The 13,825-nt window shown below is 65.4% G+C and carries 11 protein-coding genes; 9 read left to right on the top strand and 2 right to left on the bottom strand.

What is annotated here, in order from left to right; translation table 11 throughout:
• The first annotated feature begins 204 nt into the window (after window positions 1-204).
• Entirely contained in the window at window positions 205-1,005 is an 801-nt protein-coding gene (locus tag HWX76_RS18400; RefSeq protein ID WP_176016143.1) for a hypothetical protein, read from the top strand.
• A gap of 145 nt (window positions 1,006-1,150) precedes the next feature.
• Here HWX76_RS18400 and HWX76_RS18405 read toward each other — a convergent pair whose 3' ends face one another.
• A complete protein-coding gene (locus HWX76_RS18405) occupies window positions 1,151-2,095 on the bottom strand; it encodes a LysR family transcriptional regulator (RefSeq protein WP_124639517.1) in 945 nt (314 codons plus the stop codon).
• A gap of 180 nt (window positions 2,096-2,275) precedes the next feature.
• On the opposite strand from HWX76_RS18405, the gene HWX76_RS18410 reads away from it, so the two are divergent.
• The 4 genes from HWX76_RS18410 (at window position 2,276) to HWX76_RS18425 (ending at window position 8,454) form a co-directional block, all read left to right on the top strand.
• The gene (locus HWX76_RS18410; protein ID WP_176016244.1) at window positions 2,276-3,199 is read left to right on the top strand and encodes a dihydrodipicolinate synthase family protein; all 924 of its coding nucleotides are present in this window, start codon (window positions 2,276-2,278) and stop codon (window positions 3,197-3,199) included.
• Window positions 3,200-3,433: 234 nt separating this feature from the next.
• On the top strand, window positions 3,434-4,876 hold the full coding sequence (locus HWX76_RS18415) for an MFS transporter (protein WP_175978302.1): 1,443 nt from the start codon (window positions 3,434-3,436) through the stop codon (window positions 4,874-4,876).
• A 187-nt stretch (window positions 4,877-5,063) separates the two neighbouring features.
• Complete coding sequence (locus tag HWX76_RS18420) at window positions 5,064-6,137, top strand: porin (RefSeq protein ID WP_176016144.1); 1,074 nt, start codon at window positions 5,064-5,066, stop codon at window positions 6,135-6,137.
• Between the two features lie 235 nt (window positions 6,138-6,372).
• Complete coding sequence (locus tag HWX76_RS18425) at window positions 6,373-8,454, top strand: bifunctional diguanylate cyclase/phosphodiesterase (RefSeq protein WP_050016066.1); 2,082 nt, start codon at window positions 6,373-6,375, stop codon at window positions 8,452-8,454.
• A 74-nt stretch (window positions 8,455-8,528) separates the two neighbouring features.
• On the opposite strand, the gene HWX76_RS18430 is transcribed toward HWX76_RS18425, so the two are convergent.
• Window positions 8,529-9,326 (bottom strand): alpha/beta fold hydrolase, encoded by a 798-nt coding sequence (locus HWX76_RS18430; protein ID WP_176016145.1) that lies wholly within the window; start codon window positions 9,324-9,326, stop codon window positions 8,529-8,531.
• A 329-nt stretch (window positions 9,327-9,655) separates the two neighbouring features.
• On the opposite strand from HWX76_RS18430, the gene HWX76_RS18435 reads away from it, so the two are divergent.
• The 4 genes from HWX76_RS18435 to HWX76_RS18450 all read left to right on the top strand — a co-directional run bounded on the left by HWX76_RS18435 (window position 9,656) and on the right by HWX76_RS18450 (window position 13,818).
• Window positions 9,656-9,865, top strand: coding sequence for an MbtH family NRPS accessory protein (locus HWX76_RS18435; RefSeq protein WP_050016062.1), 210 nt, complete (start codon window positions 9,656-9,658; stop codon window positions 9,863-9,865).
• 129 nt (window positions 9,866-9,994) lie between these two features.
• Entirely contained in the window at window positions 9,995-11,422 is a 1,428-nt protein-coding gene (locus tag HWX76_RS18440; RefSeq protein ID WP_176016146.1) for an MBL fold metallo-hydrolase, read from the top strand.
• A 25-nt stretch (window positions 11,423-11,447) separates the two neighbouring features.
• Window positions 11,448-12,338, top strand: coding sequence for a cupin-like domain-containing protein (locus tag HWX76_RS18445; protein WP_050016058.1), 891 nt, complete (start codon window positions 11,448-11,450; stop codon window positions 12,336-12,338).
• A 70-nt stretch (window positions 12,339-12,408) separates the two neighbouring features.
• Window positions 12,409-13,818, top strand: coding sequence for a hypothetical protein (locus HWX76_RS18450; RefSeq protein ID WP_089490460.1), 1,410 nt, complete (start codon window positions 12,409-12,411; stop codon window positions 13,816-13,818).
• Window positions 13,819-13,825: the final 7 nt, after the last annotated feature.

Consider the following 13,825-nt stretch of genomic DNA (forward strand, 5'->3'; position numbering starts at 1 on the left):
GTCGCGCTGCGCAGCTACAAGGCGCAGGACGTCAAGGGCGGGCTGGGCCGCGGTGGGCAACTGCAGGTCAATTGACGTCGCCGGGCCGGCGGGGGCCGCCGGCCGACTCCTGATTTCTGATTCTTGATTCTTGATGGTCGGTGCGCGCGGCGTGATTCGCGCGTACGGGCTTCGTTCGTCCTGTACGTTTGGAAGGTGATCCCGATGAAAGCCGTTGCACTGATCGCATTGACCTGCCTCGCGCTGACCGCTTGCGGCGGCGACGACAATTCCTCGCCGGCTTCGTCAGGCGGATCGGGCACGAGCAACAACGGCGGCAGCGGCGGCAGCGGCGGAACGCCGACCACGGGCACATCCGGCGGCAATCCGGGCTCGCCGACCGCGTCGAACGTCGACTGTGATCCGATTTACCAGCAAGGCGATACCGTGCAGTTGCACATGTATACGCAAGCGACGTCGCAGAGCCCGTCGGTCGACAACGGCGTGTACACGCGGACTTACGCGCCGGCGACGTTCAATGGCGTGGCGCTCGTGCAGCAGGCCGAAACGACGCCCGGTTCGCCGATTCAGACCAATCACTACTACCTCGTCGGCAACGGCGTACGCACGAACTACGGCGGCGAGGTTTACAGCGGCAGCACGCTCGTGTTGCGGGACGTGAACTCGCCGCCCTATGTCGAGACGATCGGGCTCGCGGGAAGCGAGACGGTGAATTACGTGGATACGCCCGTCGTTCCGTCGGGCGGCGCGCAAACGTCCGTCTCGATCCAGCGGACGTACGTCGCGCGCGAAACGGTCAGCCTCCGCAACGGCAAGGTCTTCGCGAATGCTTGCCACTATCACGCCACGGAGACCTTCACCAACTCGGCGTTGACGAGCAACACGACCGCGGACGACTGGCTCGCGCCGGGCGTCGGTCTGGTCAAGTCGGTCGCCAACGTCGGCGGCACGCAGATCATCACGCGCGAACTGGAAGCGGCGACGGTGGGCGGCAAGTCGTACTAAAGGTCGGCGCGAGATGGGCGGCGCGGATGGAGAAATCGCGCACCGCGCCGTTCGCCGCGCAAGCCGGCGCCCGACCACACGCAGCGCATCGCCGAGATCGACATCCTCACTCGATCCGGACTGCGAACGAACTGTGCCGAGCCGCTCAAATTGACCGCAGGAACGCGGCGGACACACCCAACCGAAGATCCGACGAGAGCGTGCGCGACCGGGCGATTTCCTTCGTGAGCTGCATGACCGTGCGGCAAGCCAGCGTCAGTTCGCCGTGCGGCGACATGGCAAGTGCAATGAAGCGCGGCACGGACGGATCGACCACCATCGACGCTTGCAACCGGCATTCCCGTTCGAGATTGGCGATCGCGTAAGGGCCCAGCAACGCATGAATGCCGCCATCGGCGACGATGTGCCCCTGCAGGCTGAGAGAATCGGCTTCCGCCGCGAAATTCAGCGACACCCGATGTTCGCCCGCGATTTGTTCGAGCCGCTCGCGCCAGCTATTGGGGCGGCAGAAAGAGACCAGCGGAATGCCATCGAGCCTCGAAAAAGCGATCGTGGGCTGACTGGTCAACGGATCGCCTTCCGCCCCCACCAGGTACGTCGCGGCCTCGACCAGATATTCGTCGCCGTTTCTCGGCGTCGGACTATTTCGAAACAGGATGGCGAGATCGACGCTGCCGTTCTCCAGCCAGGTTTCCAGCAACGCTCCTTGACCCTCGCGCACCTGTAACTGCACCAGCGGGTAACGCTCGCGAAGCCGATGGTAAAGGGTGCTGACAAGGGGATGGGCGGTGGAGGGCAGGATCCCGAGCCTGACCACGCCGATCGGCTCGCCCGCCGTGCTGCGGATGTCGTTGGACAACTGCTCCGTGCTGGCAAGCCACGCCCTCACACGCGGCGCGATACGCGCGCCCAACTCGGTCAACACCACGCCGCGCCCAGTCCGTTGAAACAGACGGCCGCCGCAGTACTGCTCGAGCTCGACGATCTGCCGGCTGATGTGAGGCTGGCTGGTCCCGTAAGCAATGGCCGTCTTGCTCAGGCTCCCGAGTTCCGCCGCGTCGATGAACAGCTTCCAGGCCGCATAGTCCACCGCGAAGCCTCCCGTAGATATGTCAAATCAGTATAGCTGAAATGCGCAATTGCGCCGTTCTCGCATGGGTCGTGCTTCCCTACACTGCAACGCATGCACCGTCGTTCCGGTTCGATGCGAAACGGACGGCGGGCTCTCCTCCCGGAAAGAGGAGCGGAAAAGCTCACATTTGGAGACGTCATGAAAGCGATCGATCTGCGCGGTTTGGTCCCGGCACCCGTTACACCTTTCACCCACGAGGGCGCGGTGGACCATGCGGCAATTCAACGGCTGGGCGCGTGGCTTGGCGGCATCGAAGGCGTCAAAGGCCTGACGGTGCTCGGACATGCCGGCGAAGGCACGTTCCTCTCGCAGAAAGAACAGGCTCAAGTCATCGAAAGCTTCGTGAAGTCCGTCGACGGCAAGATTCCGGTGATCGCCGGTATCACGCTCGAAGGCACGGAAGTGGCGGTGGAAGAGGCGAAGCGCGCGGTCGCGGCCGGCGCGTCGGCCGGTCTGGTCTATCCGTCGCACGGCTGGCTGCGCTTCGGCTATCAGAAAGGTGCGCCGCAGGATCGCTACCGCGCCATCCACGAAGGCAGCGGGCTGCCGCTCATCCTGTTCCAGTACCCGGACGCCACCAAGGCGACCTACAACCTCGACACGCAGCTGGAGATCGCCGCGCAACCGGGCGTCTTCGCGATGAAAAACGGCGTGCGCAACATGCGTCGCTGGGACGTCGAGATTCCGATCATCCGACGCGAGCGTCCGGAACTGCAAATCCTCACCTGCCACGACGAGTATCTGCTCCACACGATGTTCGACGTCGACGGGGCGCTCGTCGGCTACGGCAGCCTGGCTCCCGAGCCGCTCGTCGAACTGATCAAGGCGGGCAAGGCGAAAGACTACGCGGCCGCCCGCGCGATTCACGATCGCCTGCTGCCGGTGACGCGTAACGTGTATCACCGCGGGTCGCACATGGAAGGCACCGTCGCGCTCAAGCACGGTCTGGTGGCCCGCGGCATCCTCCAGCACGCCACCGTGCGCTCGCCGCTGCTGCCGCTCGCGCCAGGCGCGGACGTCGAAATCGCGGACGCGCTTCGTTCGGCCGGCCTCGTCGACTGACTCGGGCGTGGCCCGTCCATAGCCGGATGACGACGGCGCAGCGCCGTCCGCTTGCCGTCGGCGTCGAGCAGTCGGGGCGGCGCGCGAAACCGCGTCGCGCACGCTGCCGCCGACAGGCTCGGCAAATGATAAAAAGGGCGCCGATGTCGCGGAAAACCACCAAGAAACGTGACCGGTGCCGCACAACAAGAAGCAAGCCGAAGGTTCATAAAATGCAGCTTTTCAGGAGACAGCATGAACACCCCTTCGACCGCCTGCGGCGTCGACCTTGGTCGATCCGCGAGCGAAACGCGTCCCATGAGCGAGCAACTGCGGGCGGCGAACCTGCTGTTCCGCATCGAGAACGTGCCGTTTTGCAAGTGGCACACCCGGGCACGGATCGTCATGGGCAGCGCGACCCTGTTCGATGCGTTCGACGCACTGTCGCTTGCTTTCGTGCTGCCCGTACTGGTGGGCCTCTGGCATCTTTCTCCCGGCCAGATCGGCGTGCTGATCGCTGCCGGCTATCTTGGGCAGGTCGTCGGCGCGTTGGTGTTCGGCTGGCTGGCCGAGCGCCTGGGGCGCGTGCCGAGCGCCACCATTGCGGTGGGCGTCATGTCGGCCATGAGCGTCGTATGCGCGTTCACCGGCAGCTTTCACATGCTGTTTCTGATGCGTTTCCTGCAAGGCATCGGTGTGGGCGGAGAAGTGCCCGTGGCCGCCACGTACATCAACGAGCTGTCTCAAGCGCACGGCCGCGGACGCTTCTTCATCCTGTACGAACTGATTTTCCCGTTGGGCCTGCTCGCGGCCGCGCAGCTCGGTGCGTTCGTCGTCCCGCGCTTCGGTTGGGAATATATGTTCCTGATCGGCGGGATTCCCGGCATGGTCGTCGCGATCCTGATCGCACGCCTGCCGGAATCGCCGCGCTGGCTCGTTTCACGCGGGCGGTTCGATAAGGCCGAGCGCATCATCGAGCGGCTGGAAGCCAGCACGACGAAGCGCAACCTCGACACGCAGACTCAAAGGGCCGAGGTGGACGCGCGCGTGTCGGGCCTTATGACCGGACGACAGTCGAAGCGGAAGGGAACGTGGAAGGAACTGTTCTCGCCGTTCTACCGGGGCCGCACCGTCGTCGTGTGGCTGCTGTGGGCGAGCGCTTATTTCGTGGCCAATGGCATCAACAACTGGCTGCCGAGCCTCTACAAGACGGTCTACCATCTGCCGCTGCAAGCGTCGCTTCAGATGGCGTCGATCTCGAACGTCCTGAGTACGTGCGGCGTGCTTGCCTGCGCGCTGCTGATCGATCGGGTCGGACGCCGCCGGTGGGCAATGGCCTGCTTCATCATCAGCGCGGCCCTGCTCGCCGCACTGGGCATTCATGGCGCGGGCAGCGCGTGGTCCGTGATGTTGCTCGGATCGTCGGCCTATGCGGTGATGGCCACGACCACGGTCCTTCTGTACCTGTACACCCCTGAAATCTATCCCACCCGGATGCGCGCGATCGGCACCGGTCTCGCGACTTCGTGGCTGCGCGCGGCGTCTGCCGCCGCGCCGGCGATCGTCGGCGTCGTATTGACCGGAAGAGGCATCGCCGCGGTATTCGTCATGTTTGCCGTGGTCAGTGCGGTGGGCTTCGTCGTCGCCGCGCGAATGGTCGAGACGACCAATCGTTCGCTCGAAGAGATTTCCCCGTAGTCACTTGCATGCCTGACGGCGCCTTTCCCTGAGAAGCCTCGAGGGAAGGCGTTTCGTCGCTCGTCACGCCCGTGGCTTCAGCGACATGCTCGCAACAAGCGCCGCCGTCAAAGAGTAGTCCATCAGTACTGCTGACAGGATTGCCGCGGAAAAGGCCGCTCAAAAAATATGAATGGAGACAACCGAAATGAAAAAGACACGACAGGTCGTGGTGCGCGTGGCCGCCCGGCGCGTTGTCGGTACGCTCGGCGCGACGGCGATATTCAGCGCCGGTCTGGTATGGACCTCCGGCGGCGCACACGCAGATAGCGGCTCCCAGGTTCAGCTTTATGGCCTCATCGGCACCTACGTCGGGAGCATCAAACGCAGCGATACGCCGCGGTCCACGGTACTGATGGGAAGCGGCGGGCTGACCACGTCGTTCTGGGGAATCCGCGGCAAGGAAGATCTTGGCGGCGGCGTCGGCGCCATTTTCGTCCTCGAAAGCTTCTTTCAACCCGCCAACGGCGCGCTGGGACGCAGTGCGGCGGACCCGTTCTGGTCGCGCAATGCGTACGTGGGCTTTCAAGGCGACTTCGGCCAGTTGACCTTCGGGCGACAAAGAAACCCGGCCTATACGGCCGAATCCGTCGTCAATCCGTTCGGATCCTCGACCGTCTTCTCTCCACTCGTCCTGCAGACGTTCGTGACCAACTATGGCGGGACGATCATCGGCGATACGGTGTGGAACAACACCGTCAAGTACACGACGCCGGACTTCAACGGGTTCGGCGCCACCGTCATCTATGGTCTTGGCGGCGTGGCGGGCTCGCCTGGCGTCGGTAACCTCGGCGTTCACTTGAACTATCGAGGGCACGGTCTCACGGCCGTGTTGTCGGGCCAGCGCGTGCGCTATACCGCGGCAGGGCCGGTCGGCGCGCAGTACGCCTATCTGGCGGGCGCGGCATACGACTTCAAGATCGTCACGCTCTACGGCGCGTGGGCGATGACAAGCGACGCGCGTACGCCGACCGGCAGCCACACTTGCGAGGCGGGTGTGTCGATCCCGTTGTCGCCGGCCGACTTCCTGCTTGCAGAGTGGGCGCGCACGAAGCGGTCCGGCCCGACCGAAGCGGCCCGCAGCCTGCGGAACACCGCGTCTGTCGGCTACAACCACCTGCTGTCGAAACGCACGGACATCTACGCGATTTACTCCTACGACAAGCTGAGCGCTCGCCCCACCGGCAACACGTTCGCGGCCGGCATTCGCCACACGTTCTGATTCCGTCCCGCCTCCTCCAGCGCCCCGCAGCGCTAAATCCTTCCCTGAACGGGAGGGCGCGTTTATGATCCGCCGCTGCAAGCGGTCGTCGTCGGAATCGCCTGACGCGTCACACCACCGGTCCATTCCTTCGGACACCGCTTTCCGATTGTGCCCAACTTTCCCGCGAATCCGCGAAGCCCCCGGCTGGCCGGGGGTCTCGTTACGCCAAATCGAAAGCGATCTGTAAATAACAATGCTGCCGACAAGTTATAACGCGTTGCTCGTTCTTCTTTCGCTCCTGATCGCCATCCTGGCGTCCTACACCGTGCTGGACATGGCCGGGCGTATCAAGACGGCCGGCGGGCGCGCCGCACATGGGTGGCTGGTAGGCGCTGCCAGCGTGATGGGGGCGGGCATCTGGTCGATGCATTTCGTCGGCATGCTGGCCTTCGCGTTGCCGATTCCACTGGGATACGATCCGGCCATGACGGTGCTTTCGTTGCTGATCGCCATCGGCTGCTCCACGGTTGCGCTGTGGCTCGTCTGTCGGGGCACGCTCAGATGGCACCGGCTCGGCGGCGGCGCGATGTTGATGGGGACTGGCGTAGCGGGCATGCATTACACGGGCATGGCGTCGATGCACATGTCGCCGGGCATCCGGTACGACCCGTTGCTCGTCTGCCTGTCGGTCGCGATTGCCGTCGTCGCATCGGGCGCCGTGCTGTGGATCGTATTCATTCGGCGAACCGGTTCGTCTCGCGTGCGCCTGCTCAATCTGGGGGCGGCGGTCCTGATGGGCGCCGCCATCGCCGGCATGCACTATACGGGAATGGCGGCCGCCCGGTTCCCGCTGGGCAGCATCTGCGGGGCCGCCGGCTCCAGCATGGATCCCGGCGGGCTGGCGCTCGTCATCGTCGTGGCCACGTTGGCGATACTCGCCATCGCGCTGATCGTTTCGGTCCTCGACCTGCGTCTGGAATCCCGCACGGCGGTACTGGCGACCTCGCTGGCCGAAGCGAACCAGGAGCTGACGTATCTGGCGCTGCACGACACCCTCACCAAGCTCCCCAACCGCGTGCTGCTCGAAGACCGGATCGACCAGGCGATCCAGAGCACCGACCGCGAGCACGGGTGTTTCGCGCTGATGTTCATGGACCTCGACGGATTCAAGGCCGTCAACGACGCCTATGGTCATCATGTCGGCGATCTGTTGCTGGTCGACGTGGCTCGGCGCATCGGCGCGAACCTGCGCTCGCAGGACACGATTGCCCGTCTGGGCGGCGACGAGTTCGTGCTCGTCGTGGCCGTGAACGAGCCCGCCGACGCGGCCGACGTGGCGGACAAGGTATTGGCGGTGATTCGGGCGCCGTTCCACGTGTCCGAACACGAATTGCGCGTGTCGGCCAGCATCGGTATCGCGCTCTATCCCGGCAACGGCAGCGATTTCCGCGAGCTGATGACCAATGCCGATGCGGCGATGTATCACGCCAAGGCGCTCGGCCGAGATGCGTACTGCTTCTTCGAGGCATCGATGAACGCGAATGTCCGCGAGCACTTGAAAATCGTGCAGGAACTCCGTCTGGCGCTGGAGCGGCATGAACTGGTCCTGCATTACCAGCCGAAGTTCGAAGTGCCCGATGGACCGATCATGGGCGTCGAGGCGCTGTTGCGATGGAAGCACCCGACGCGCGGCCTCATGTCGCCCGATCAGTTCATCTCGATTGCGGAAAAGACCGGATTGATCGTGCCGATCGGCGAATGGGTACTGGACGAGGCGTGCCGGCAGATGCGCGCGTGGCGCGATGCGGGCCGAACCGACTGGACGATGGCCGTGAACCTGTCACCGTTGCAGTTCGGTCACGCGAGCCTGATCCGGGTCGTGGAGGCCGCATTGCAGCGGCACGCGCTGGAGCCGCACTGCCTGACGCTGGAGATCACCGAATCGACCGCGATGCGCGATGCCGACGCCAGCCTGAGAATCCTGCAGCAGCTTCACGACATGGGGGTGCGAATTTCGATCGACGACTTCGGCACCGGTTATTCGAGCTTGCTGTATCTCAAGCGCTTGCCGGCCAGCGAGCTCAAGATCGACCGGGGATTCATCCGGGATCTCGAACACGATACCGAAGATGCCGCGATCATTTCCGCGATCGTCGCGCTCGGTCGGGCACTCGACCTGAAGATCGTCGCGGAGGGCGTGGAAACGACCGCGCAGCAGCAGTTCCTGACCCGGCTCGGCTGCAATTCGCTGCAGGGCTTCTTGCTCGGGCGTCCGATGCCGGCGGATCACTTCGTCGAAGTGACCGCGCAAGGCACGGCGATCAAGAGCATGTGATCGCGAGTCGGGGCGCGTCGCGATCGCCCGGCGCATCTCCGCAACGGTCGATGACGGCAAGCGGGTCGCCCGCCCTATGGCTGGGGTATCGCGCAATCATCGGTGTCGCGCTGCCCCGCCTGCGCCAACGCCTGGCCGATTGCGTGCCGAACCGCGGCCGGATGGTCCAAAAGAAAGAAGTGCCCGCCATCGAACTCGCGGAAATTGACCGTGTGGTGCGACGCACGCAACCAGTCACGTTGCCCGGCCGGGCTCAGCAACGTGTCGTCGCGGCCGGAGAACACCGTGACGGGGCAGGGTAGCGCGGTCGCGGACGCCAGCGGGAAGAACCGCTCGACGACGCGGAAATCCGCCTTGGCCAGCTTCAGCAGCATGGCTCGTAGCGCGTCGTGTTCCACCACTTCGCGGGGCGTCCCGCCGAGCGACACGACATAGTCGACGATCTCGGCGTCGGTGCGCAAATGGACCGGCATGCCATCGCGGTGCGCGTGGCGATGCGGGTAGAACGGCGCATCGGCGCCGGAGGCGCCGAGCCAGGCGGGCGGATGCCCGTGTTGCGCCATGTCGCACGCGAAACAGTATGCGATCAAGGCTCCCATGCTGTGGCCGAACACCGAATAGGTGCGCGGCAACAGCGGGCGCAGCGCGCGCAGGAAGTCGATCAGTTCGGGCAACGTATCGATCGCGCGAGCGCCCAGACTCCGGCCGCGGCCGGGCAGCTCGATGAGCCACACCTCGACGTCTTCCGGGAACGACGCCCCCCACCGATAGTAATTGGCCGCCGCGCCGCACGCGTGATGGAACACCAGCAGCCGATGCCGCGCCGTCGGGCGCGCGAGCGGAATGGTGAGCGTACTGGCTAGCAAGACCATGCTTCTGAACTCCGCCTAAAAACGAATCAAACAAAATACAAAACAATTTGGCCGATTATCGATTTATTCGCAAAGGCATATTCCGTCTATCTGTTCGCATATTTATGAAACAATTGGGTGGATTATTGGTTGTCGAAGAATATTATTTATCCTGTTTTCATGCAATAGAAATGTAATTGATTTAAGATGGGTTATGGTAAAGTCGGTTCGCTTCGATTTTTAGCGTGCTTGAGTCGTCGCCCGGTGCTGCCGGGCGCGCTGTTCTTATCGAAATATCGAATTATGTGGTGCGTGTGACACGCGTGATCGATTATTGAAACGAGAGAGACATGGAAGCCGAAACGCCGCAAAACGATGCCGTTTTCAAAGTGGTCGTCAATCACGAGGAACAATATGCGATCTGGCCGGACGACAAGCATGTGCCGGAAGGCTGGCGGGCGGTGGGCCCGTCGGGAAACCGGGATGCCTGCCTCGAATGGATCGGCGCCAACTGGACCGACATGCGCCCATTGAGCGTGCGGGCCGCACTGTCGAGATAATTATCGACGCTTCGCGCCACGAGCGCGCAATAAAAGATAAAGGAACGATGCGGCATTTCGCGGCCCGGTAACGGCGCGCGCGGGAGCACGTTTGCGTTTCGCCGAGAGAATCCGAGGGTAAAACACACCATGTCAGTCGATGATCGCCTGGGGGTCTTCCTCAATACAGGCATTCTGGCTTCGCGCGCGCATGATCTGGGCTTGCTGATCGAGCGGCAGGACGCGCTCATGCAGCAATTCATGGAAGCGAAATTCGAACCGGCCGCCTGTGCCGCGCTGTTGCGCGATGCGATTGCGCGCTATCCGTTTCTGGCCGAACTGTTCGATCCGGATTCGGTGGCGGCCGGCGGCTGTATCGCGAGCCGTGCGCTGCTCTACGATCTGCATCAGCGCCGCGACCGCTGGACGCTCGCGCTGGCGCCGCAGGGCGGCGAGCCGATCGTGCTCGACACCGCCGCCGGCGACGTGCCGCAGCTCGCGAATGCGCTGCGCGACGCGCTGCAGCGCAACCGCTGGCAGCCGCTGTCCGAGCTGTACGCGGACCCTCGCCTGCTCGGCTGTGAACGGCCGAAAGGCGACGCGGGGCTGGCATGGCCGGCGTTCGACGGCCCCGGCATCCAGCGGCTCGAACACGCGTCGCTGCTGATCGCATCCGAAACCACCCGTCTGCTGACCGACCCGATCAGCCTCGCGATCGGCGGCAACGTCGGCCTGCCCGATCTCGATCGCGCGCCGTCCAACCTGGCCCGGCAGATCGACGGCATGCTCGTGACGCACGGGCATCTCGACCATTGGCACATCCCGACCATCCTGCGGCACGGCGGCGACGGATCGGTGCCGGTCATCGTGCCGCACATCCCGGTCGCATCGCTGCTGGCGCAGGACGACATGCAGCAGTCGCTGCGCGACGTCGGGCAGACGGTGCTCGCGCCCGGCTGGGGCGAGACGGTGCGGATCGGCGACATCGAGATCGACATCCTGCCGTTCTACGGCGAGCAGCCGACCATCGGCGCGGCCGTGCCGCCGCACGACGTGCGCAACTGGGGCAATTGCTACCGGGTCACGACGCCGCAGTTCTCGGTGATTCTGCTCGTCGACAGCGGCGATGACGCGAAGGGCTCGGTGATGGACGTGATCGATCGGTCCGTCGCCCGGCGCGGCCGGCCCGACCTGGTCCTGAGCTGCTGCCGCGAGATGCGCAAGGCGCCGTTCTGGCAGGGCCTGTTCACGTTCTGGATGGTGCTGCCGATGACCGACCTGCAGCGCCTGCCGCGCGTCGCGGAAGCGGGCGACGGCCCGTCCATCACGCTCGGCCCGTCCGGCATCGGCGAGCTTTGCGCGCGCGCCGGCGCCCATGCGTTCGCGCCGTATGCGAACGGGTTCTGCGGCATCGCCGCCGAGATCGACGACATCGGCTGGATCAACGGCGAGCCGGCGGAAGCCGACACGCTCGACCAGATCGACGCGCGCCTCGACACGCTCGGCGCCACCACCCGCGTGATCCGCTGGCTGCCCGGCGACGTGCTTCGGCACAACGGCGATTGGCAGGTGTCCTGATTTTCCTGTCGACAGGAGCCCCACGATGACTGGCAGCAAGATTGTGCCGATGCCGCGGATTCGCTACGACGGCAGCCGGAGCATGCGTGACGTTCTGGCCGGACTGAAGCATCCGGCCGTGCTGGAAGGATTCATCGACGCGTGGCCCGCGCGCACGCGCTGGACGCCGGATTTCTTCGTCGAGCGCTACGGCGAACACGAGATCACGGTGGAGACGTCGCAGCTGTCGCCGACGCCGACCCGGCCGGACCTCTACCTGGGCGCGCGCCGCTACGAAACCGCGCGCCTGGGCGCGACGATCCGCGCGATGCAGGCGCAGGGCAGTGCCCGCACCGCGTACATCACCTACGCGGCGATCTATTCGACGGCGCCGGAGCTGAAGGACGACATCGTGCCGCTGCACGAGCAGCACGGCTTTCCCGGCTGGATGCCTCAGTGGCTGAGGCGCAGGCTGGTGTTGCGGCCGGGCTTCTGGCTCGGCCCGGAAGGGATTTCGTCGCCGATGCATTTCGACCGGCACGAGAACCTGAACGTGCAGGTGTACGGCCGCAAGCGCTGGGTGCTGTTCGCGCCCGAGCAGTCCGCCAACGTGTATTACCGGCAGCGCCGCGATCTGCCGGTGATCTTCAGCCCGGTGGACATGAGCGACCCGGACCCGGTGCTGTTTCCGCGCGTGCAGTCGGCGCCGCGCCACGACTTCGTGCTCGAGGCGGGCGACGTGCTGTACCTGCCGCCCGGCTGGTGGCACTACGTGGAATCGCTGAGCGATTCGATCAACGTGAACTACTGGTGGTGGTCGCCTCGCGCCGTGCGGACCTTCTGCCGGGTCGAGCTCGCGAGCCTGTGGCAGGCGCTCGCGCGCCGGTGGCGCCGCGCGGCCGACACGGCCGGCAAGCCGATGTCGATGCCGCGCTGACGCGCCGTCGCCGCGCCGTTCGTTCTATCGGCCCGCCGTGCCGGCGGCCGTGTCTCTTCAGGAAGCCATGATGCAGAACGAGTTTGATTTCACCGTCATCGATGCGCTGTACGCGACCGGCTATCACGGGCCGCGCGCGCTCGACAAACCGGAGTTCTACTGGCGCTCGATGCTGGGCTCGATGGTCGCCTATCGCGACAGCTTCTTTCGCCCGCTCGGCGAGGAGATCGCGCCGGCCGAATCGCGCGACGGCATCGAGATCGAGGCCGCGCGCTGCGAGTACGAGGGCAGCCGGTTTCATCACGCGCTGCCGATGAACATCTCGTCGCTGCGGCAGTTCGGAAACCACTGGCACCTGGTGCTGCCGACCATCTCGACGCTGCGCGACGGGTATTGCCGGCTGCGCGGCCACGACGGCGAGGTGTCGATGCTCGACCTGTGGTTCATCAGCAAGCTGTGCCAATTGCTGCCCGCCTACCTGATCCGTCGGCGCGAGCAGCCGGCCGACCCGGACAGCATTCCCGTCGTGCCGTCGATCATCTACCGGATCTCGCTCGGCATGCACCGGATCGTGCATATCTCGCTGATCAAGCGGATGGCATCGGGCGGCGATCCGGCCGCGCCGTGCCTCGCCAGCGACGCGTATTACGTGATCGCCGAGGCGGCGGGCCTGCTCGTCGGCCGCAACTCGGTGTGCGCGGGGCCGCAGACGATGGTCGAGCAGGCCTATCGCGCGATGATCGAGCCGGCGTCGCTGGCGGGCGCCGACGCGAGCGCGGCCGAGCCCGGCTTCTACCGCTACGCGACGGCGTTCCTGAAGCTCGAAGCCGAGAAATACCTGTTCGCGGTGCGTGCGGCGCAGCAGTTGCGCGCGCTGATCGTCGCGCTCGACGCGGTGCCCGGTCAGGCGCGCACGCAAGCGTTCCGCGACGCGCTGGCGCGTTTCGAGGATTGGTCCACCGAACACACGAGCCCGCTCGCGCACGAGATCGCGCGCGAGGATCTCGCGATGCTGCTGCAGGGGGACGAAGCCGAGATCGCGCGGGCGCGCCAATGGCCGGCGGGCACGGTGCTGCGCCAGATGACGGCCGGGCTGAATCAGCTCGTCGCCGCGGCGGACCGCATGTGCGTGGCGACGCTCGGCGCCGACGGGTCCGCCCTGCTGGCCGAAGTCGACGCGATGCGCGACGCGCCGCGCGACGCGGACGAATGGTCGGTCGACGCGTTCGCCGCGCACGGGCTCGACGCGGCGGCGGCGCACGCGACGGCGGCCGCGCTCAATACGTACCTGCACGACGAGCGCGCCGCGCAGCGAATCTTCACGCGACTCCAGCAGGAAGTGGACCGTGCGCTCGGCATCGACGACGTCATTGCGCCGTACTCGGCCGACGACATCGCTGCCGTGTTCGGCCCGCGGCTGCGCCACTGCATCGCCGAACACTTCGCGGAAACGGACGTCGCGCACCACGCGGCCCGTTGACGCGCGG

Source organism: Burkholderia sp. BCC0398, from assembly GCF_902833245.1.
Lineage (GTDB): Bacteria > Pseudomonadota > Gammaproteobacteria > Burkholderiales > Burkholderiaceae > Burkholderia > Burkholderia sola.